Source organism: Mycobacterium kyorinense (assembly GCF_001672775.1).
GTDB classification, from domain to species: Bacteria; Actinomycetota; Actinomycetes; order Mycobacteriales; family Mycobacteriaceae; genus Mycobacterium; species Mycobacterium kyorinense_A.
The window spans coordinates 24,564-45,391 of the sequence record NZ_LZKJ01000009.1; the positions used below are offsets into that span (position 1 = coordinate 24,564).

19 protein-coding genes and 2 pseudogenes are annotated in these 20,828 nt (G+C 65.2%); 16 read left to right on the forward strand and 5 right to left on the reverse strand.

The features are described 5' to 3' along the window. The first annotated feature begins 73 nt into the window (after window positions 1-73). From A5707_RS00755 to fadD17, 3 genes are read left to right on the forward strand one after another with little or no spacing between them, the layout of a single operon-like run. Complete coding sequence (locus A5707_RS00755) at window positions 74-1,255, forward strand: acyl-CoA dehydrogenase (protein ID WP_065012625.1); 1,182 nt, start codon at window positions 74-76, stop codon at window positions 1,253-1,255. Between the two features lie 8 nt (window positions 1,256-1,263). Continuing rightward, complete coding sequence (locus A5707_RS00760) at window positions 1,264-2,355, forward strand: acyl-CoA dehydrogenase family protein (protein ID WP_065012626.1); 1,092 nt, start codon at window positions 1,264-1,266, stop codon at window positions 2,353-2,355. Next, window positions 2,352-3,860 (forward strand): long-chain-fatty-acid--CoA ligase FadD17, encoded by a 1,509-nt coding sequence (gene fadD17, locus A5707_RS00765; RefSeq protein ID WP_065012627.1) that lies wholly within the window; start codon window positions 2,352-2,354, stop codon window positions 3,858-3,860. The genes A5707_RS00760 and fadD17 overlap by 4 nt, the downstream gene beginning before the upstream one ends. Before the next feature lie 18 nt (window positions 3,861-3,878). On the opposite strand, the gene A5707_RS00770 is transcribed toward fadD17, so the two are convergent. Next, window positions 3,879-5,324, reverse strand: coding sequence for an aldehyde dehydrogenase (locus tag A5707_RS00770; protein WP_065012628.1), 1,446 nt, complete (start codon window positions 5,322-5,324; stop codon window positions 3,879-3,881). A gap of 100 nt (window positions 5,325-5,424) precedes the next feature. Here A5707_RS00770 and A5707_RS00775 point away from each other — a divergent pair, with 100 nt between their 5' ends. The 9 genes and pseudogenes from A5707_RS00775 (at window position 5,425) to A5707_RS00815 (ending at window position 12,302) form a co-directional block, all read left to right on the forward strand. After that, window positions 5,425-6,690, forward strand: coding sequence for an aromatic ring-hydroxylating oxygenase subunit alpha (locus A5707_RS00775; protein WP_065012629.1), 1,266 nt, complete (start codon window positions 5,425-5,427; stop codon window positions 6,688-6,690). After that, complete coding sequence (locus A5707_RS00780; protein WP_065012630.1) at window positions 6,690-7,019, forward strand: hypothetical protein; 330 nt, start codon at window positions 6,690-6,692, stop codon at window positions 7,017-7,019. The genes A5707_RS00775 and A5707_RS00780 overlap by 1 nt, the downstream gene beginning before the upstream one ends. After that, window positions 7,016-8,260: a metal-dependent hydrolase family protein gene (locus A5707_RS00785; RefSeq protein ID WP_065012631.1), complete on the forward strand. Its 1,245-nt coding sequence runs from the start codon at window positions 7,016-7,018 to the stop codon at window positions 8,258-8,260. The genes A5707_RS00780 and A5707_RS00785 overlap by 4 nt, the downstream gene beginning before the upstream one ends. A gap of 10 nt (window positions 8,261-8,270) precedes the next feature. Next, complete coding sequence (locus tag A5707_RS00790; RefSeq protein WP_065012632.1) at window positions 8,271-8,729, forward strand: MarR family winged helix-turn-helix transcriptional regulator; 459 nt, start codon at window positions 8,271-8,273, stop codon at window positions 8,727-8,729. Between the two features lie 76 nt (window positions 8,730-8,805). Further along, window positions 8,806-9,081: pseudogene (locus tag A5707_RS00795) on the forward strand (2Fe-2S iron-sulfur cluster-binding protein); the annotation flags it as partial. After that, window positions 9,078-9,830: an SDR family NAD(P)-dependent oxidoreductase gene (locus A5707_RS00800; RefSeq protein ID WP_065012634.1), complete on the forward strand. Its 753-nt coding sequence runs from the start codon at window positions 9,078-9,080 to the stop codon at window positions 9,828-9,830. The pseudogene A5707_RS00795 and the gene A5707_RS00800, both read left to right, overlap by 4 nt. A gap of 12 nt (window positions 9,831-9,842) precedes the next feature. Beyond that, window positions 9,843-11,114 carry an aromatic ring-hydroxylating oxygenase subunit alpha gene (locus tag A5707_RS00805; RefSeq protein WP_065012635.1) on the forward strand — a complete coding sequence of 424 codons (1,272 nt, stop codon included), beginning with the start codon at window positions 9,843-9,845 and terminating at the stop codon, window positions 11,112-11,114. Continuing rightward, window positions 11,107-11,442 carry a hypothetical protein gene (locus A5707_RS00810; RefSeq protein WP_065012636.1) on the forward strand — a complete coding sequence of 112 codons (336 nt, stop codon included), beginning with the start codon at window positions 11,107-11,109 and terminating at the stop codon, window positions 11,440-11,442. The genes A5707_RS00805 and A5707_RS00810 overlap by 8 nt, the downstream gene beginning before the upstream one ends. Window positions 11,443-11,456: 14 nt before the next feature. Beyond that, the gene (locus A5707_RS00815; protein ID WP_065012637.1) at window positions 11,457-12,302 is read left to right on the forward strand and encodes a TauD/TfdA dioxygenase family protein; all 846 of its coding nucleotides are present in this window, start codon (window positions 11,457-11,459) and stop codon (window positions 12,300-12,302) included. Window positions 12,303-12,306: 4 nt separating this feature from the next. Here A5707_RS00815 and A5707_RS00820 read toward each other — a convergent pair whose 3' ends face one another. Both A5707_RS00820 and A5707_RS00825 read right to left on the reverse strand, forming a co-directional pair. After that, the gene (locus tag A5707_RS00820; protein ID WP_065012638.1) at window positions 12,307-13,857 is read right to left on the reverse strand and encodes an acetolactate synthase large subunit; all 1,551 of its coding nucleotides are present in this window, start codon (window positions 13,855-13,857) and stop codon (window positions 12,307-12,309) included. A 37-nt stretch (window positions 13,858-13,894) separates the two neighbouring features. Beyond that, window positions 13,895-15,574 carry an acyl-CoA synthetase gene (locus A5707_RS00825; protein WP_065012639.1) on the reverse strand — a complete coding sequence of 560 codons (1,680 nt, stop codon included), beginning with the start codon at window positions 15,572-15,574 and terminating at the stop codon, window positions 13,895-13,897. Window positions 15,575-15,642: 68 nt separating this feature from the next. On the opposite strand from A5707_RS00825, the gene A5707_RS00830 reads away from it, so the two are divergent. Next, a complete protein-coding gene (locus A5707_RS00830; protein WP_082969170.1) occupies window positions 15,643-16,431 on the forward strand; it encodes a crotonase/enoyl-CoA hydratase family protein in 789 nt (262 codons plus the stop codon). A gap of 70 nt (window positions 16,432-16,501) precedes the next feature. On the opposite strand, the gene A5707_RS00835 is transcribed toward A5707_RS00830, so the two are convergent. Then, the gene (locus A5707_RS00835) at window positions 16,502-17,707 is read right to left on the reverse strand and encodes a cytochrome P450 (protein WP_065012640.1); all 1,206 of its coding nucleotides are present in this window, start codon (window positions 17,705-17,707) and stop codon (window positions 16,502-16,504) included. A gap of 16 nt (window positions 17,708-17,723) precedes the next feature. On the opposite strand from A5707_RS00835, the gene A5707_RS00840 reads away from it, so the two are divergent. Continuing rightward, a complete protein-coding gene (locus A5707_RS00840) occupies window positions 17,724-18,446 on the forward strand; it encodes an acetoacetate decarboxylase family protein (protein WP_065012641.1) in 723 nt (240 codons plus the stop codon). A 66-nt stretch (window positions 18,447-18,512) separates the two neighbouring features. Here A5707_RS00840 and A5707_RS00845 read toward each other — a convergent pair whose 3' ends face one another. Next, window positions 18,513-19,544, reverse strand: a complete 1,032-nt coding sequence (locus A5707_RS00845) for an LLM class F420-dependent oxidoreductase (RefSeq protein ID WP_065012642.1) — start codon at window positions 19,542-19,544, stop codon at window positions 18,513-18,515. Between the two features lie 46 nt (window positions 19,545-19,590). Here A5707_RS00845 and A5707_RS00850 point away from each other — a divergent pair, with 46 nt between their 5' ends. Together A5707_RS00850 and A5707_RS00855 are read left to right on the forward strand one after the other, a co-directional pair. Next, window positions 19,591-20,583: a Zn-ribbon domain-containing OB-fold protein gene (locus A5707_RS00850; RefSeq protein WP_065012643.1), complete on the forward strand. Its 993-nt coding sequence runs from the start codon at window positions 19,591-19,593 to the stop codon at window positions 20,581-20,583. A 10-nt stretch (window positions 20,584-20,593) separates the two neighbouring features. Then, a pseudogene (locus tag A5707_RS00855) lies at window positions 20,594-20,828 on the forward strand (lipid-transfer protein); the annotation flags it as partial.

Sequence of the window (20,828 nt, forward strand, 5' to 3'; positions counted from 1 at the left end):
GAACGTGTTACAAAACAGGGTGGGGGTGCCCCTGCCTTGCGGGGGAGTAAACGGGATCCCGAAGGGACGGCCAATGCGCATCAGTTATACCCCGGAGCAGGAGGAACTGCGCCGCGAGTTGCGGTCGTACTTCGCCAATCTGATCACCCCCGAGCGCCGGGAGGCCCTGAGCTCGACGTCGGGTGAAGTGGGCGAAGGCAACGTCTACCGAGAGACGGTCGCCCAGATGGGCAAGGACGGGTGGCTCACCCTGAACTGGCCCAAGGAGTACGGCGGCCAGGACCGCTCCCCGATGGACTCGCTGATCTTCACCGACGAGGCCGCGATCGCCGGGGCGCCGGTGCCGTTTCTGACCATCAACAGCGTCGCGCCGACGATCATGGCCTTCGGCACCGAGGAGCAGAAGAAGTTCTACCTGCCCAAGATCGCGTCCGGCGACTTGCATTTCTCGATCGGCTACTCCGAACCCGGCGCCGGCACTGACCTAGCCAACTTGCGGACCACCGCGGTGCGCGACGGCGACGACTACATCGTCAACGGCCAGAAGATGTGGACCAGCCTGATCGCCTACGCCGACTACGTGTGGCTGGCGGTGCGCACCAACACCGAAGCCAAAAAGCATCGCGGCATCTCGATGCTGATCGTCCCGACCGCCTCGGACGGCTTCTCCTGGACACCGGTGCACACCATGGCGGGCGTCGACACCAGCGCCACCTACTACTCCGATGTCCGGGTCCCGGTGGCCAACCGGGTCGGCGAGGAGAACGGCGGGTGGAAGCTGGTCACCAACCAGCTCAACCACGAGCGCGTCGCACTGGTGTCAGCACAACCGATCATCCTGGCGCTCAACCAGGTTCGCGAGTGGGCGCAAAACACCAAGGACGCCAGTGGCGCCCGGCTCATCGACTCCGAATGGGTGCAGCTCAACTTGGCCCGGGTGCACGCCAAGGTCGAGGTGCTCAAGCTGATCAACTGGGAGCTGGCGTCGTCGGAGGACGCCGCACCGTCACCGGCGGACGCGTCGGCGGCCAAGGTGTTCGGCACCGAACTGGCCACCGAGGCCTACCGGCTGCTGATGGAAGTGCTCGGCACCGCCGCGACGGTGCGGCAGAACTCGCCCGGCGCGTTGCTGCGGGGTCGGGTCGAGCGGATGCACCGGGCCTGCCTGATTCTCACCTTCGGCGGCGGCACCAACGAAGTTCAGCGCGACATCATCGGCATGGTGGCGCTGGGTCTGCCCCGAGCCAACCGATAGGGATTCTGATGGATTTCTCGACAACCGAAGCGGCGCACGACCTCGGCGATTTGGCCGCCACGATCGTCGATGCTGTGTGCACGCCGGAGCGCCAACGGGAATTGGACGGCCTGGAGCAGCGGCTCGACCGTGACCTTCTGCGCAAGCTCAACGAGGCCGACATCTTGAGCACCGCGGCACCGGAGTCGCTGGGCGGCGGCGGGTACGGAGTGCTGGAGCAGACCGCCGTGCTGGTTGCACTGGGCCGGGGGTTGGCCGCCGTGCCGTATCTGGAGTCGGTGGTGCTGGCCGGCGGCGCACTGGCCCGGTTCGGCTCCGCTGAACTCCAGCAGCAGTGGGGTGCTCCCGCGGTGAGCGGCGAGAAGATCCTCACCGTAGCGCTGGACGGCGAAATGGGCGACGGGCCGGTGCAGGCCACGCGTTCCGGTGCCGGCTACCGGCTGACCGGAACGCGTACTCAGGTCTTTTACGGGCCGGTGGCCGACGCATTTTTGGTTTCGGCCGAAACCGATTCGGGCACAGCAGTTTTCCTGGTCACCGCTGAGGAGGCATCGGTCACAGCCCTGGAGACCACCGGTCTGGGCAGTGTGGGACACCTGCGGCTCGACGGGGTCGAGGTGGGCGATGCACGACGGGTTGGCGGCGACGACGTGGTCGCTTGGCTTTCCACGCATGCTGCGCTGGGTCGCAGCGCATTTCAGCTCGGTGTGCTGGACCGGGGGCTGCAGTTGACCGCCGAGTATGCGCGCACCCGCGAACAGTTCGATCGCCCGATCGGTAGCTTCCAGGCGGTGGCACAGCGGTTGGCGGACGGCTACATCGACGTCAAGGGTTTGCGGTTGACCCTCACTCAGGCGGCGTGGCGGCTGGCCGAGGACCTGCCGGCCGACACCGAGGTGGCGACGGCGGCGTTCTGGGCTGCCGACGCGGGACATCGGGTGGCGCACACCATTGTCCACGTACACGGCGGTGTCGGTATCGACGTCGATCACCCGGTGCACCGCTACTTCCTGGCGGCCAAAGAAACCGAGTTCGCCCTTGGCAGCGCCACCGGGGCGCTGCGCAAGATAGGTCGTGAACTGGCGGATACGCCTGCGTGACCCACGACCTTCCGACCGTCACCGACCTGCTCAAGCCGTTGGTCGACGTCGACGATCGTGGCGTCTACTTCGAAGACTCGTTCATCAGTTGGCGTGAGCATCTTCGCCACGGCGCCGCCGTGGCGACCGCGTTGGGCGAGCGACTCGACCCGACGCGACCGCCCCACGTCGGGGTGCTACTGGAAAACACCCCGTTCTTCTCGGCCCTGCTGGTCGCGGCCGGGCTATCGGGCATCGTGCCCGTCGGGCTCAACCCCGTCCGCCGGGGCGCAGCGCTGGCCCGCGACGTCGACCACGCCGACTGCCAGTTGGTGTTGACCGATTCGAAATCCGCTGCGGCGCTCGGTGATCTGCCGCATATCGATGTTGACTCGACGGCCTGGGCCGACGAGTTGACCGCACACGCGGATGCCCCGGTGCGGTTCCGGTCCGCGACGCCCGCCGATCTGTTCATGCTGATCTTCACCTCCGGCACCAGCGGCGATCCGAAAGCAGTGCAGTGCAGCCAGGGCAAGGTCGCAATCGCCGGCGTGACGATGACGGAGCGCTTCGGGCTGGGCCGCGACGACCGCTGCTACGTGTCCATGCCGTTGTTCCACTCCAACGCGGTACTGGTCGGATGGTCGGTGGCCGTGACGTGCCGCGGCTCAATGGTGTTGCGCCGCAAATTCTCCGCCTCGGGGTTCATACCCGATATCCGGCGCTACGGCGTCACGTACGCCAACTATGTGGGCAAGCCGCTGTCGTATGTGCTCGCCACGCCCGAGCTGCCCGACGACGCCGACAACCCACTGAAAGTGGTGTACGGCAACGAGGGTGCGCCGGCCGACGTGGAGCGGTTCGCCCACAGATTCGGCTGTATCGCCGTCGACGGCTTCGGCTCCACCGAGGGCGGAGTCGCGATCGCCCGCACACCGGATACGCCGGAGGGCTCACTGGGCCCGCTGCCCGAGGGCATCGGGATCATCGACGTCGACACCGGCGACCCCTGCCCGGCCGGGGTGATCGGAGAATTGGTGAACATCGCCGGCCCGGGCCGGTTCGAGGGCTACTACAACGATCCGGAGGCCGACGCGCAGCGGATGGCCGACGGCGTCTATCACAGCGGTGACTTGGCCTACCGCGACGAGAACGGGTATGTGTATTTTGCTGGGCGGCTGGGTGATTGGTTGCGTGTCGACGGAGAAAACCTCGGCACTGCGCCGATCGAGCGGGTGCTGGCCCGCTATCCGGGGGTCAGCGAGGTCGCGGTGTACGCCGTGCCCGACCCGGCCGTCGGCGACCAGGTGATGGCCGCGGTGGTGATGACGCCCGGCACGGAATTCGACGCCGACACGTTCCGCGTATTCCTGGCCGAGCAGCCCGATCTGGGACCCAAGCAGTGGCCGTCTTACGTCCGGATCAGCACGGCGTTGCCACGCACTGCGACATTCAAGGTACTCAAACGCGAACTCTCCGCCGAGGGCGTCGACTGCGCTGATCCGGTGTGGACGATCAGGCGCTAGGTTGCGCGAGCAGACGCGCTAACTGGCCACCGAGATCGACTTGCTGTCCAAGTAACTCTCGATCCCTTCGCGGCCCAATTCCCGGCCGTAGCCGCTGGACTTGACGCCGCCGAACGGCGCGTACGGGTCCATCGTGTACCCCTGGTTGATACCGAAGGTGCCGGTGCGGATGCGGGCAGCCAACTCCACCCCGCGCTCGGTGTCGTCGGACCATACCGACCCAGCCAAACCGTAATCGGAGTCGTTGGCGATGCGCACCGCGTCCTCGTCGTCGCGATAGCCGATGACGGTGAGCACCGGCCCGAAGATCTCTTCACGCGCGATCCGCATGCTGTTGTCGGCGTCGGCGAAAAGCGTGGGCTGCACGTACCATCCGCGCTCGACGCCATCCGGCATGTCGGTACCGCCGGTGATCAGCCGGGCACCTTCGGCCTGGCCGGCCTGGATGTAGCCGATCACCCGCTCCTGCTGGCGCCGCGCCACCAGGGGACCCATCTGTGTCGCGGGATCGGTAGGGTCACCGACGGCAATCGTCTGCATCTCGGCCGCCAGTGCGTCGATGTATCCGCCTCTTCGGCTGTGCGGCACCAGGATTCGGGTCAGCGCGTTGCAAATCTGCCCACTGTTGGACAGGCTGGCCGCCCGGATTCCGGCCGCCACCGCGCCGGGGTCGGCATCGTCGAGGACGATCGCTGCGGATTTGCCGCCAAGCTCCAGGCTGACGCGTTTCAAACCGGTGGCACAGGTTTCGGCTACCCGTCGGCCGGCAGCGGTCGATCCGGTAAACGACACCTTGTCTACGCCGGGGTGGCCGACCAAGTACTCACCCACGTCGGCGCCGCCGGGCAACACGCTGACCACACCGGGAGGCAACTCGAGTTGCTCAATGAGCTCGGCGAGCAGCAGCGCGTCCAGCGGTGATTCCGGCGCCGGCTTGAGGATCACGCAACAACCGGCAAGCAGCGCCGGCACCAGCTTGGTGACGATCAGGAACTGCGGCATGTTCCACGGCACGATCGCAGCGACCACCCCGACCGGTTCGCGGTGAATATGAATATCAGCGCCGTAGCGACCGACGCGAATCTCGTGCCACGACAGGTCTTCGGCCAGATCGCAGAAGGCGGTCATCATCATCCACGGCAGCCCGACCTGCGCGCGCTGGGCGAAGCTGATCGGCGCGCCGATCTCGGTGGTGATGAGCTCGGCCATCTCCGAGCGCCGCTCGCCGTAGCGTTCGACCAGTCGTCGTATCGCGGTAATGCGCTCGGCGGGATCGAGCCGCGGCCACGGGCCCTGGTCGAATGCCGCCCGCGCGGCCGCGACGGCAGCGTCGACGTCGGCGGGTCCGGCCGACGCCACGTGCGCGACCGCGGCTTCGGTGGCCGGTGAGGTCACTTCGATCACGGCGTCGCTACCGGGCGATGACCAACTCCCACCGATGAACAGTGCGTCGTGTCGCTGCACGCAGACCTCCCCGACCCGGAATATCAACTACTTGTGATTGTGGTCTCGAGCATATACGGTCAGCGCTGCAGGCGGGTGGTCGTGAGCGACAGGAGTAGGCATGGCTCGTTTCCCCAAGCCGGCGGAAGGCAGCTGGACGCAGCACTACCCGGAGCTCGGAACCGGCCCGGTGTCGTATGAGGATTCCATCTCACCGGAGTTCTATGAGCTCGAGCGGGCAGCGATTTTCAAGCGTGCCTGGCTGAATGTCGGCCGCGCCGAGCAACTTCCGCGCAAAGGAAGCTACTTCACCAAGGAGCTGAAGGTCGCCAATACCTCGATCATCGTGGTGCGCACCATGACCGGCGACATCAAGGCGTTCCACAACATCTGCCGCCACCGCGGCAACAAGCTGGTGTGGAACGACATGCCGCTGGAGGAGACCAGCGGCTTTTGCCGCCAGTTCCGGTGCAAGTACCACGCCTGGTGTTACGACCTGGACGGCAACCTGACCCATGTCCCGCAGGAAAGCGAGTTCTTCGACCTCGACAAGAACCGCTACGGGCTGGTGCCGGTGCACTGCGACGTCTGGGAAGGCTTCATCTTCGTCAACTTCGCCGCCGAGCCCGAGCAGTCGCTACGGGAATTTCTAGGTCCGATGATCACCGACCTGGAGGGCTATCCGTTCGGGCAGCTGACGTCGCGGTGGTGTTACCGCTCGGAAGTGAAGGCGAACTGGAAGCTCTACCTGGACGCGTTCCAGGAGTTCTATCACGCCCCGGTATTGCACGCGAACCAGTCGCCGACCAGCTACTCCAAGGCGGCGGCCGAAGCCGGCTTCGAGGCGCCGCACTACCGCATCGACGGCCCGCACCGGCTGGTGTCGACGTCGGGTGTGCGGGCGTGGGAGATGGACGCCGATATGCGCAAGCCCATCGAAGATATCTGCCGCAGCGGACTTTTCGGTCCGTGGGACAATCCGGATCTCGGCACGCTGCCTGCCGGGGTCAACCCGGCCAACTGCAACCCATGGGGACTGGACTCGTTTCAGATCTTCCCCAACCTCGTGATCCTGATCTGGGGACAGGGCTGGTATCTGACCTACCATTACTGGCCCACCTCGTATAACAGCCACGTCTTCGAGGGCACCCTGTACTTCCCACCGCCCCGCACTCCGCGCGAACGCGTCGCCCAGGAGCTGGCGGCGGTGACCTTCAAGGAATTCGGTCTGCAGGACGCCAACACCCTGGAGGCCACTCAGTCGATGATCGAATCGCGTGCGGTTGACCGATTCCTCCTCAACGACCAGGAGGTGCTGCTGCGGCATCTGCACCACGAGACCGCGACGTGGGTCGACGACTACCGGCGCAACTCAGTGAGGGTGTGATGACGGCTAACCTGCCACCCGAATTCGCAGACCTGGAACAGTTTTCCGATTGGTGTCTGGCAAGCGAACCGCAGCGCTACCATAAGCGGCTCACCAGCACGATGGCGAAGATGCAGTCCTTCTACGATGCCGTCACACCACGCGCCGAGGATGCGCTGGCCTACTGCGACAAGTTCAGCCTCGACGATATGCCCGACGACGTCATGAACCTGATGTATCTGCTGTACTCGATGATCATGGTGTCGTTCCCGGTTGAATGCTGGAAGCAGCCGCGCATTCCCGATTCCGGCGCATCGACGTTGGATTGCGTCAGCGAACCTGTGCCGTGATCGTGCTGCGGGCCGCCCGCTGGGCGGATGTCGACTCCGGACAGGTGCACTCACCGGCGGTGGTCGTGGTGGACGGCGACCGGATCACTGCGGTCAACCCCTCTGAGGCACCTCACGATTCGACTGACATCGATCTCGGCGACGTCACGCTCCTGCCAGGGCTGATGGACATGGAACTCAACCTGCTCATCGGCGGCCCGGGCGGACCGGAGGGATTGCCGTCGCCGATGCACGGTGTGCAGGACGACCCGGCTTACCGCACGCTGCGGGGCGCGGTGAACGCCCGCACCACCCTGGATGCGGGTTTCACCACCGTGCGCAATCTCGGCTTGATGGTCAAGACCGGCGGGTATCTGCTCGACGTCGCGCTGCAACGCGCCATCGACCAGGGCTGGCACGTCGGTCCGCGGGTGGTTCCCGCCGGGCATGCCGTTACCCCCTACGGGGGACATCTCGATCCGACCGTCTTTCAGCGCCTGGCTCCAGGCATCATGCCGCTGTCGGTAGCCGAAGGGATCGCCAACGGCGTACCCGACGTGCGCGCCTGCGTGCGCTACCAGATCCGCCACGGCGCCAAAGTCATCAAAGTGTCCGCCTCCGGCGGTGTGATGTCGCACAGCACATCGCCGGGCTCGCAGCAGTACTCCGACGAGGAGTTCGCCGCGATCGCAGACGAGGCGCACCGCGCCGGGATCCGGGTGGCCGCGCACGCGATCGGCGACGGCGCGATCCGGGCCTGCATCAACGCCGGAATCGACTGCATCGAACACGGTTTCCTGGCCACCGACGACACCATCCAGATGATGGTCGACCATGGCACCTTCCTGGTCTCAACGACGTATCTCACCGAGGCGCTGGCCGTTGACCGCGTCGCCCCCGAGCTTCGCAGGAAGGCGGCCGAGGTATTCCCGCAAGCTAAAGCCATGCTGCCCAAAGCGATTGCGGCCGGAGTACGGATCGCGTGCGGCACCGACGCGCCCGCCATCCCGCATGGCCAGAACGCCAAGGAACTCTGTGCACTGGTCGATCGCGGCATGACACCGATGCAGGCGATTCGCGCAGCAACCGTCACCAGCGCCGAACTCATCGAAGCCGATCACGAGCTGGGCCGGCTGGCGCCGGGCTATCTCGCCGACATCATCGCCGTACCCGGTGACCCGTCCCGCGACATCGCCGCCACGCTGGACGTGTCGTTCGTCATGAAAGACGGTCGCGTTTACAAGCAGCCCTTAGTTCGCTGAGGAAACGAGCATGGAACTCACCGACAACATCTTGTGGCTGTTGAAGCAGGCCTTCCACTTCTCGCTGAAAACCGTCAATGATGCGATCAGCAACCACGGGGTGACCACCGCGCAGATCGGCCTGATGCGTCAGTTGGCCAACGAGCCGGGCCTGTCCGGAGCCGAGCTGGCCCGTCGGCTGCTGATCAGTCCGCAGGGCGTGCAGTTGGCGATCACCGCGCTGGAGAGCCGCGGGCTGGTGGAGCGCAAACAGGATCCGCAGCACGGCCGGATCTTGCAGTCCTATCTCACCGACTCCGGCCGTGCGGTGGTCTCGGCTGTACTTGCCGATGCGCTGGCCGCCCACGAAAGAGTCTTCGGCGTCCTGGACGCCGACGAGCAACAGTTGCTGCACGACCTGCTCGCGCGGGTGGTCGAACAGGGCACCGGAAACCTCCTGTTCAGCGATCATCCTGAATCAAGTACTTGAGACTGATCGCAAGTACTTGATATTGTCGGCGGTGATGGACGAGAGGATGGACGCCGTGCCAGTCGCAACCGACACCGTCACCGAGGAAGTGGCGATTCAGCTGGACCGGCGCACCACCGTGGTTCCGTATCGACCCGGCAACACCGTGTTGCAAACCGCCCGCACGGCCGGGCTGGCGGCGCCGTCGTCGTGTGAAACCGGTTCGTGCGCAACGTGTATGGCTCGGCTGGTGGAGGGCAGCGTGCGGATGCTCAACAATGACGCGCTGAGCGAGGAGGAAGTCGCCGACGGCTGGGTGCTGACCTGTCAGTCCCTGCCGACCAGTCGTTCAGTGCGGGTGGTCTACGAATGAGCGGTGGCCACCGAGTGGCAGTGGTGACCGGAGGTGCCTCGGGGATGGGCGAGGCGACCTGTCACGAACTCGGCCGACGCGGACACAAGGTCGCAGTCCTCGACATCGATGGCCAAGCGGCCCAGCGTGTTTGCGACGCATTGCGCGCCGCGGGGGTGACCGCACTCGCCGTTGCGGCAGACGTGGCCGACCGGGGCGCGGTCGAGGAGGCGTTCGCCAAACTACGCAGTGAGCTTGGCCAGGTAGGCATTTTGGTGACCAGCGCAGGCATGGTGGGTTTCGCGCCGTTCAGCGAGATCACTCCGCAGTCGTGGCAGCGGATCATCGAGGTCAATCTCACCGGTACGTTTCACTGCTGCCAGGTGGCGCTGCCGGACATGGTGGCCGCCGGCTGGGGCCGCATCGTGATGATCTCGTCCTCCAGCGCCCAGCGCGGTTCGCCGGGCATGGCGCACTATGCCGCTTCCAAGGGCGCGCTGATCACCCTGACGAAATCGCTGGCGCGCGAGTACGCCGGTGCGGGGATCACCGTCAACAACATCCCGCCGTCAGGCATCGAGACTCCGATGCAGCAGCAATCACAAGCCGAGGGAAACCTGCCGTCGAACGAGACGATGGCCGCTCAGATTCCGGTGGGACACCTTGGCACCGGCCACGACATCGCGGCGGCGGTCGGGTTCCTGTGCTCCGACGCGGCGGGGTTTATCACCGGACAGGTGCTCGGCGTCAACGGCGGAGCAGTGATGTGACAGGAGGTTCGCATGGCGCGATGGCCTAAACCGGCGGAGGGCACCTGGACCGGCCACTACCCGGATCTGGGTACCGGGCCGGTCTCCTTCCGCGATTCCACGTCACCCGAGTTCTACGCGGCCGAACGCGAGGCAATCTTCAAACGCGCCTGGCTCAATGTCGGCCGCATCGAGGACGTTCCGCGCGTCGGCAGCTACTTCACCAAAGACATCGCGGCGGCCGGCACCTCGATCATCGTGGTCAAAGGCAAAGACCAGGCGGTGCGCGCTTTCCACAACATTTGCCGCCATCGCGGAAACAAGTTGGTGTGGAACGACTATCCCAATGTAGAAACCAAGGGAGTCTGCCGACAGTTCACTTGCAAGTATCACGGCTGGCGCTACGACCTGGACGGTGCGTTGACGTTCGTGCAGCAGCCAGGAGAGTTCTTCGATCTCGACACCGACGCATACGGACTGCGTTCGGTGCACTGTGACATCTGGAACGGCTTCATCTTCGTCAACGTCGACGCCGAGCCACGGCAAAGCCTGCGAGAGTTTCTCGGACCGATGATCACCGGACTCGACGACTATCCGTTTGACAAGCTCACTGAACGCTACGACTGGGTGGCCGACAACAACAGCAACTGGAAGATCTTTGCCGACGCATTCCAGGAGTACTACCACGTTCCCGCGCTGCACCCCCAACAGGTTCCAGCAGCGGTGCGCGACCCCAATGCCGGATTCGAATGCGCACATTTCCAGATCGACGGACCCCACCGCGTGGTGTCGACCGCCGGCACCCGCCGCTGGCTGATGGCACCGGAGTATATGTATCCGATCGAACGAGCCACGCGCAGTGGCCTGGTCGGTCCTTGGCGCACTCCGGATTTGGGTGAACTGCCGGCCGGGCTCAACCCCGGCGGCATCGATCCATGGGGCATCAGCAACTTTCAGATCTTCCCCAACCTGGAGATCCTGATCTACGGCGGCTGGTACCTGCTCTACCGGTATTGGCCGACCTCGCACAACACCCATCGGTTCGAGGCCTACACCGCGTTCCACCCCGCTCGCAGCGTGCGTGAGCGCATCGAACATGAGGTCGCCGCGGTGGTGCTCAAAGAGTTCGCACTGCAAGACGCCGGCATGTTGGGCGGTACTCAGGCGGCGCTGGAAACCGGCATCGTCGAGGACTTCCCACTCAACGATCAGGAGATCCTAGTCCGCCACCTGCACAAGACTGTCGGCGACTGGGTCGCCGCATATCAACGCGAGCAGACGCCGGTGGGGGCGGCCCATGCCTGACCCGCTTTTGCCGAGTGCCTTCGCCGAGCTCGAGCCCTATGCCCAAACCTGGTGTCTACCGACGGAATCCGAGCGGTGGGACAGGCGAATGGCCAGCAGCATGTCCGACATGCGGGAGTTCTACGACGCCTTCTTTCCGCGGCTGGAAGAGGCGATCGACTACTGCGACAAGTTCCCGCTTGACGACCTTCCCGACGACGCGCTGCATCTGCTCCACCTCATCTATTCGCTGATCATGGTCGCCATGTCCGTGGAGGTCATGCATCAAATCAAACCCACCGACGCGGCCGACGCGGTCATGAGGCGAATCAACGAACCGGTGCCGTGAGGAAAGGACAGGCGATGAGTCTGCTTGCCATCAACAAGCTCACGACCACGGTGGGCGCCGAGGTGGACGGTATTGATCCCGATCGACTGGCTACCGACGACACCCTCGGGGAAGCGGTGCTGGATGCGCTGGAAGAAAACGGCGTGCTGGTCTTTCCCAGGCTACACGTGAATCCTGAAGCGCAGGTGGCGTTTTGCCGTCGGCTCGGTGATATCGACCATTCGTCCGACGGACACCATCGGGTGCCGGGGATCTATCCGATCACCCTGGATGTGTCCAAGAACTCCTCGGCGGCCTATCTGCGAGCCACCTTTGACTGGCACATCGACGGCTGCACCCCGATCGGCGACGAATGCCCGCAGAAAGCCACTGTGCTCTCGGCCGTCCACGTTGCCGAACACGGCGGCGAAACCGAGTTCGCCAGTTCCTATGCCGCCTACGACGCGTTGAGCGACGAGGAGAAGCAGCGCTACGGGTCGTTGCGCGTCGTTCACTCCCTGGAAGCCTCGCAGCGGCGCGTCACGCCCGATCCCACGCCCGAGCAGCTGGCGCGGTGGCGGGCGCGGCGCACACACGAACACCCGCTGGTGTGGACACACAGCAGCGGGCGCAAGTCGCTGGTGCTCGGCGCGTCCGCCGACTACGTCATGGGCATGGATCTCGACGCGGGCCGCGCGCTGCTGGCCGAACTGCTCGACCGCGCCACCGTGCCCGACAAGGTCTACAGCCACCGGTGGTCGGTGGGCGACACGGTGATCTGGAACAACCGCGGCGTGCTGCACCGGGCGGCACCCTACGACCCGGACTCCCCACGAGAGATGCTGCGCACCACCGTGCTCGGCGACGAACCGATCCAGTAGCCCATCACCCCAGCATTGAGGGCACCATCGCTTCGATGACGTGCGGGCCCGGTTCGGCGAAGCTGGCACGCAGCGCGTCGGCCAACTCCTCGGCAGTGCCGACCCGCCGCGCCGGCACCCCCATTCCCTCGGCGATCTTGACGAAATCCATTCTCGGGCCGGTTAAGTCAAGCAGTTGCTGCGCTTTGGGGCCTGGCGCACCCTCGGCCCCAACGCGTTGCAGTTCGAGCCGCAAAATGTCGTAGGCGCCATTGTTGTAGATGACGGTGGTGACATCGAGTTTTTCTCGCGCCTGTGTCCACAGTCCCGAGATCGTGTACATCGCTGATCCGTCGGATTCCAGGCACAGCACCGGACGGTCCGGCGCCGCTACTGCAGCGCCCACGGCTGTCGGGATGCCGTAACCGATCGCGCCGCCGGTCAAGGTCAGCCAGTCGTGCGCAGGCGCGCCGGCAGTGGCTGCAGGTAGCGGCAGCCCGGAGGTGTTGGACTCGTCGACCACGATCGCGCGTTCCGGCATCAGCGCACCGATCACGTCGGCGACCGCAACAGCGGTCAACGCACCCGTGGGCAGCTGCGGGCGCGATGGCGCAGCGGCCTCGGCGGCGGTGTCCGGCGCCACCTCGTCTGCCAATGCCGCCAACGCGTCGGCTGCCCCGGTGTGGTGTGCGAGCACGTGGACTTCGCAGCCGTCCGGTACCAGGTCGCTGGGCTTGCCTGGATAGGCGAAAAACGATACCGGTGACGCCGCGCCGGCCAGGATCAGGTGCTTGGCGCCGTCGAGTTGTGCGGCAACAGCTTCCGAGAAGTAGGCGATACGCTCGACGACGGGAACGCCGGCGCCGCGTTCGAGCCGGGTCGGGAATGTCTCGCAATACAAGCGGGCACCGCAGGCCGCCGTAACCCGGGCCGCTGCCTGCAGGCCGGGAGCACGGGTGGCGTCGCCGCCGACCAGCACCACCGAGGGCTCGCCGGAGCGCAGCACCTTGGCTGCCAGCCCCACCGCGTCGGCGTCGACAGTTGACGTCGTTGGCCGGGCAGGCACCGGATGGCCCGTTTGCGCGACCTCGCCCCACGAAAGGTCTGCCGGCAGAATCAGTGTGGCGACCTGTCCCCCGCCTTGGCTAGCGGCGATGGCTTCGGCGGCGTCGGCAGCAACGTCGCCATCAGTGCGGCGCAGCCACCCGGACACGCTACCGGCCACCGCGTCGATATCGGATTCCAATGGCGCATCGTACTTTTTGTGGTAAGTGGCGTGGTCGCCGACCACCACCACCATCGGCACTCTCGCGCGGCGCGCGTTGTGCAGGTTGGCCAGGCCGTTGCCCAGCCCCGGGCCGAGATGCAGCAGCACCGCGGCGGGTCGGCCGGCGATGCGCGCATAGCCGTCGGCCGCTCCGGTGGCCACGCCCTCGAACAGCGCCAGTACGCCCCGCATCCGCGGCACCGTGTCCAGTGCGGCCACGAAATGCATCTCGGAGGTGCCCGGGTTGGCGAAGCACACGTCGACGCCGCCGTCGACCAGAGTGTTGATCAGCGCATGGGCACCGTTCACAGAGCTACTGTAAACGCCTCACGCACTACGGGGTGATTTAGTCGCGGCCTGATGCGCCCGGCTCCGCCGCGCTGGCGGCCGCCACGTGGTTGGCGTGCCTGTCGTCGGCCGGTCGGGCCTCGGTCTGCTCTTTGGCCCAACGGTAGTCGGGCTTGCCGGCCGGTGACCGCTTGACCTCGTCGACGTACCAAAGCGCCCGGGGGACTTTGTATCCCGCGATTTCACTGCGCACGAACTGGTCGAGGTCGGTCAACGCGGGGCGCGTCCCGGGGCGCGGCTGGATGACGGCGGCCACGCACTGGCCGTAGCGCTCGTCGGGCACTCCGACCACCAGCGCGTCGAACACGTCAGCGTGGCCCTTGAGTGCGGCCTCGACTTCCTCGGGGTAGATCTTTTCCCCACCGCTGTTGATCGACACCGAACCGCGGCCCAGCATGGTGACCGTCCCGTCGGCCTCCACCTGTGCGTAGTCGCCGGGGATCGCGTACCGCACACCGTTGATGGTTTTGAACGTCTCGGCGGTCTTCTTCTCGTCTTTGTAGTAGCCGACCGGGATGTTGCCCTTCTTGGCGATGATTCCCCGCACGCCGGAGCCGGGCTTCACTTCGTTGCCGTCGTCGTCGAGCACGACCGTGCGATGGTCGATGGTGACCCGCGGGCCGCCGGTGTGCGCTTCACCCGCCGCGACGATGCTGGTGCCGCCAAAACCGGTCTCCGACGAGCCGATCGAGTCGGTGATGACCCGGTTGGGCAGCAGTTCGAGAAGCTTCTCCTTGATGCTCGGTGAGAACAGCGCCGCGGTGCTGGCCAGCAGGAACAGCGATGACAGGTCGTAAGCCTCTTTTTCAAGTCCTTCCTGCAATGCATCGAGTAGCGGTCGCGCCATCGCGTCACCGGTGAAGAACAGCAGGTTGACCTTGTGGTCGTGGATTGTCCGCCAGACGTTATCGGCGTCGAATTCTGGTGCCAGAACGGTGGTTTGGCCCGAAAACAGCGACATCCACGTTGCGGACTGGGTGGCGCCGTGGATCATCGGCGGGATGGGGTAGCGGATCATCGGCGGATTGGCCGCGGCTTGCTTGGCCAGGTCGTACTCGTCCTTGACGAATTCACCTGTCGCGAAATCGGTTCCACCGAACAGCACGCGGTAGATGTCCTCGTGACGCCACATCACACCCTTCGGGAACCCGGTGGTGCCGCCGGTGTAGAGCAGGTAGATGTCGTCGGCGCTGCGCTCACCGAAGTCACGCTCCGCTGAGCCTTGTTCGAGTGCGGAGTAGAACTCGACACCGCCATAGCGCCGATAATCGGCGTCGGAGCCGTCCTCGACCACCAGCACGGTCTTGACGTTCGGGGTCTCGGGCAACACGTTGGCGACGCGGTCGGCGTACTGGCGCTCGTGCACGACCGCCACCATGTCGGAGTTTTCGAACAGATAGCGCAGTTCGCCCTCGACGTAGCGGAAGTTGACGTTGACCAGGATGGCGCCGGCCTTCACGATGCCCAGCATCGCGATCACGATCTCGTTGCGGTTGCGGCAGTACAGCCCGACCTTGTCGTCCTTTTTGACGCCCTGGTCGATCAGGTAGTGCGCCAGGCGGTTGGCCTTCTCCTCCAGTTGCGCATACGTCAGCTGGTCGTCGCCGCAGATCAGGGCGACGCGGTCAGGCACGGCGTCGATGGCATGCTCGGCAAGGTCGGCAATGTTCAGAGCCACGGACCCAAACTAGAACGTGTTACATTTCTTGACAAGTTTGTGATCGCCGCGCAGAAAGGCAGACATCGGTGAGCGAGGCTCATGCGCTGATTGACCAGCGCGGACACACCCTGATCGTCACGCTGAATCGCCCTGACGCCCGCAATGCGCTCAGCGGCGAAATGATGCAGATCATGGTGGAGGCCTGGGACCGTGTCGACAACGATCCCGACATCCGGTGTTGCATCCTGACCGGGGCGGGCGGTTACTTCTGCGCCGGCATGGACCTCAAGGCGGCCACCGCCAAGCCGCCGGGTGACTCGTTCAAAGATGGCAGCTACGACCCGTCGCGCATCGACGCTCTACTCAAGGGTCGCCGGCTCACCAAGCCGCTGATCGCCGCTGTCGAAGGGCCGGCGATCGCCGGGGGCACCGAGATCCTGCAGGGCACCGACATCCGGGTGGCCGGTGAAAGCGCCAAGTTCGGGATCTCCGAGGCCCGCTGGAGCCTGTATCCGATGGGCGGCTCAGCGGTGCGGTTGGTCCGGCAGATCCCCTACACGGTGGCGTGTGACTTGCTGTTGACCGGACGGCACATCACCGCCGCCGAAGCCAAGGAGATCGGGCTGATCGGGCACGTTGTTCCGGATGGGCAAGCGCTGACCAAAGCGTTGGAGATCGCCGAGGCGATCTCCAACAATGGGCCGCTGGCGGTGCAGGCGATCCTGCGGTCCATCCGCGAGACCGAGGGGCTGGCCGAAAACGACGCGTTCAAGATCGACACGCAGATCGGTATCAAGGTGTTCTTGTCCGACGACGCCAAGGAAGGCCCGCTGGCCTTCAAAGAGAAGCGCGCACCCAACTTCCAAGGCCGCTAGGGCTTTGCGCCCGCTCTTGGCGCCGAGCGTGAAACTAACTTCACGTTCGGCCACCAGCGTGCGACTAGCTTCACGCTCGGTGCAGAGGCGCGCTGGGCGTAAACACCACCGGCATGGCTTCAGGGCCGACGACGAAGTTGGCGCGGCGCAGCGGCAACGGTTCATCGGAGGCCAGCCGAAGATCCGGCAACCGCTCCAAGACTCGACGCGTCATCAACGAAAGCTCCAGCCGGGCCAGCTGATTGCCCAGACAGAAATGAGTTCCAAAGCCGAATGCCAAGTGGCTGTTGGGGTCTCGCCGGATATCGAACTGCTCGGGATTATCGAACACCGACTCGTCGAAGTTCGCCGACTCAAACAGCAGCATGATCTTCTCGCCCTCGCGGAGCGACGTGCCGTGAAACTCGGTGTCGCCGGTCAGCTTGCGGCACATGTTCTTCACCGGCGAGGTCCAGCGCAGCATCTCCTCAATAGCACCCGGTAGCAGGGTCGGCTCGGCTTGAAGCTGTTCCCATTGGTCTCGGCGTCGCAGCAGCTGCTCGGTGCCGCCAGACAACGTGTGCCGGGTGGTCTCATCGCCACCGATGAGGATCAGTAGCGTCTCAGAAACGATCTGTTCGTCGGTCAGCCGTTCACCGTCGACCTCGGCGTGCACCAGCACGCTGGTCAAGTCGTCGGTCGGCTGCTCCCGCCGCGCGGCGATGGTCTTGAGAGTGAGCTCTGTGTAGGCGATGTTGGCGTCCAGCGCTGCCTGATAGTCGACCTCTTCGACGGTCGAGCTGAGGGCACAGACCAGGTCGTCGGACCATTTCAGCAGCGTCGCCCGCTGTTCGGGCAGCACGCCGAGCATGTCGCCGATGACCGCCATCGGCAGCGGTGCGGCCAGGTCCCGCACAAAGTCGCACTCGCCTCGTTCACATACGCCGTCGATCAGCGTATCGACCAGGCTGGCGATGGATTCTTCCTTGTCGCGCACCTGTTTACGGGTGAACCCGGCATTGACCAGTTTGCGGCGCAGCAGATGCTCAGGGTCGTCCATGTCGATCATGTGCGGAAGTGCGTCCACCCCGGGCCGGATCCCGCCGGCGTTGGAGAACAGCTCAGGGTTGCGTTCGGCTTCGATGACGGCCTGATACGTCGACGCCGCGGCCAGCCCGTGGCGATCCCGAAATACCGGCTGATTGGCGCGCATCCAGCGATACGCCTCTCGGGCTTGCCGGCCGTCGGCGTAGAAGGTGCCGTCTGTCAAATCGACATCGGGAATCGTGACTGTCATGGACTAACCTCCAGATATGCCTGAATCACAACACACCATCGCCGGAACGGTGCTGACCATGCCGGTGCGCGTTCGGAAGGCAGACGTGCACACGGCGATGTTCTCGGTGGACGCCGAGGCGGCCCAGCGGCTCATCGACTACAGCGGCCTGAAGGTCTGCCAACACCGCCCCGGTCGTGCCGTGGTCAACCTCATGCTGGCGCGCTATATCGACGGCGACCTCGGGCAGTACCACGAATTCGGCACCTGCGTGATGGTCAATCCGCCCGGCTCGCAGGCACGTGGACTGCGCGGCCTCGGCGCTGCCGCGGCGTTCATTCACCACCTGCCGGTCGACCAGAGCTTCACATTGGAGGCCGGGCGCACCATCTGGGGATTTCCGAAGATCATGGCGGACTTCACCATTCGCGACGACGGCAACTTCGGGTTCGACGTCAGCGCCGAGGGCTCGCACATCGCCGGCATCGATTTCGGCCGCGGTCTGCCTGTTCCGTCGCTGTTCACGGCGAAACCGCAGGTGCTCAAGACCTACACCTACGCCGACGGCACTACCCGAGAGGTGCCCTGGGAGATGAAGGTCAGCGGGTTGCGCGGCCGGATCGGCGGAGCGGCCCTGCGGCTGGGACATCACCCGTACGCCGCGGAGTTGGCGGCGCTGGGTCTGCCGAAGCGAGCGATGGTGTCGGGATCGGTCGCCAATGTGGAGATGTCCTTCGGCGACGCCCACCCGCTGGGCTGACCGACCTCGATTGCCCGGGCTCATCCGGTCACGCTAGAACGTGTTCTAACCAGCCGCAACACCCGGCTAGACCAATGCCGCCAGCTCGCGGACCTGCTCTACGCTGCGGGCCGAGACCACCATCATCGTCACACCGGCGGCCTCCCAGACGGTGATCTGCTTACGCACGTAGTCGATGTCGCCGACGATCACCGCGTCATCGACGAGTTCGTCGGGAATGACCTTGGCGGCCTCGTCCTTGCGGTTGCTGCGGAACAGTGCGGTGACCTCGTCGACGACCTCGGCATAGCCCATCCGGCGATAGACGTCGGCGTGGAAGTTGGTGTCCTCTGCCCCCATGCCACCCATGTAAAGCGCCAAAAACGGCTTGATCCCCGCGAACGCTGCGGCCCGGTCGTCGGTGATGACGACTTGGGCCGTCGCGCAGACTTCGAAGTCCTCGCGACTGCGACGGGCACCAGGGCGCGCGAAGCCTTCGTCGAGCCACTCGTTGTACATGTCGGCCAGCCGCGGGGTGTAGAAGATCGGCAGCCAGCCGTCGCAGATTTCGGCGGCCAGCGCCACATTCTTCGGGCCTTCCGCGCCCAGCATGATCGGGATGTCGGACCGCAGCGGATGGGTGATAGGTTTGAGCGCCTTACCCAGACCCGTTGTGCCCTCAGCGGTTAACGGCAGCGGATAGTGCGGGCCGTCGCTGGTGACCGGCTTCTCGCGGGCCCATACCTGCCGGATGATGTCGATGTATTCGCGGGTGCGGGCCAGCGGCTTGGGGAATTTCTGCCCGTACCAGCCCTCGACCACCTGCGGACCGGACACGCCTAACCCCAGCAGGTGGCGCCCGCCGGAAAGGTGGTCCAGGGTCAGCGCCGCCATCGCGCACGCAGTCGGGGTGCGCGCGGACAGCTGCACCACCGAGGTGCCCAGCCGCAGCCGACTCGTCGACGCTCCCCACCAGGCCAGCGGCGTGTAGGCATCCGACCCCCACGCCTCGGCGGTGAACACCGCGTCGAAGCCGGCGTCCTCGGCCGCGGCCACGAGCTCACCTGCGTTCTCCGGCGGCTGCGCGCCCCAGTAACCCAGTTGCAGTCCCAGCTTCATCTCCGGCTCCTTGCTCAGATTCTTAGAACCTGTTCTACTCGTTGCTGTGACCACCAGCCAAAGCAGCCCGGTGCAGATCGATACCGATCAGCGGCCTTTGTCGGCACCTCTGAAGCTGTCCTTCGACTACACCCGTTCAGTCGGACCTACCCTCAGCCAGTTCTTCACCGCCCTGCGTGAGCGACGCATCGTCGGGGTTCGGGGTTCGGATGGCCGGGTCTACGTCCCCCCGGCCGAGTTCGACCCCGTGACCTACGAACGATTGACCGAGATCGTACCGGTGGCCAGTGTCGGGACCGTGCTGTCGTGGACCTGGCAGCCCGAGCCGTTGGCCGGGCAGCCGCTGGACCGGCCGTTCGCCTGGGCGCTGATCAAGCTCGACGGTGCCGACACTGCGCTGCTGCACGCCGTTGACGTTGGCTCGTCCGACGCGACGATTACCGGGGCACGCGTGCATGCGCACTGGGTCGATGAACCGGTGGGCGCCATCACCGACATCGCCTACTTCAGACTCGGCGAAGAGACCGAGTCAACTGCGGAAACGACTGACGACCGTGACCCGGTGACGGTCCAGGTGACGCCCAGCAGCATCGAAATCCAGCACACCGCTTCACTTCCCGAGACCGCGTTCCTGCGAGCTCTCGAAGAGGGCAAGCTGCTCGGCGCCCGCACCGGCGAGGACGGGAAGGTGTATTTCCCGCCGAAGGAAGCAGATCCAGCGACCGGCCTCGAACTCGACAACTTCGTCGAGTTGCCGGACAAAGGCACGGTGACGACGTTCGCGATCATCAACATCCCGTTCGCCGGCCAGCGCATCAAGCCGCCGTACGTCGCGGCTTACGTGCTGCTCGACGGAGCCGATATCGCGTTCCTGCACCTGATACAGGAAATCGACGCATCCGAGGTGCGGATGGGCATGCGGGTGCAGGCGGTGTGGAAGCCCCGCGAGGAATGGGGTCTGGGCATCGACAACATCGAATACTTCAAGCCGACCGGCGAACCTGACGCCGACTACGACACCTACAAGCACCACCTGTAAGAGGGATAACGTGACCGATCGCGATGTAGCTGTCGTCGGATTCGCCCATGCGCCGCATGTGCGCCGCACCGACGGCACCACCAACGGCGTCGAAATGTTGATGCCATGCTTCCATGCACTTTATGACGAACTCAGACTCGAGCAGACCGACATCGGCTTCTGGTGCTCCGGCTCGTCGGATTACCTTGCCGGTCGCGCGTTTTCGTTCATCTCCGCGATCGACTCGTTGATCGGGGGCACCGCCC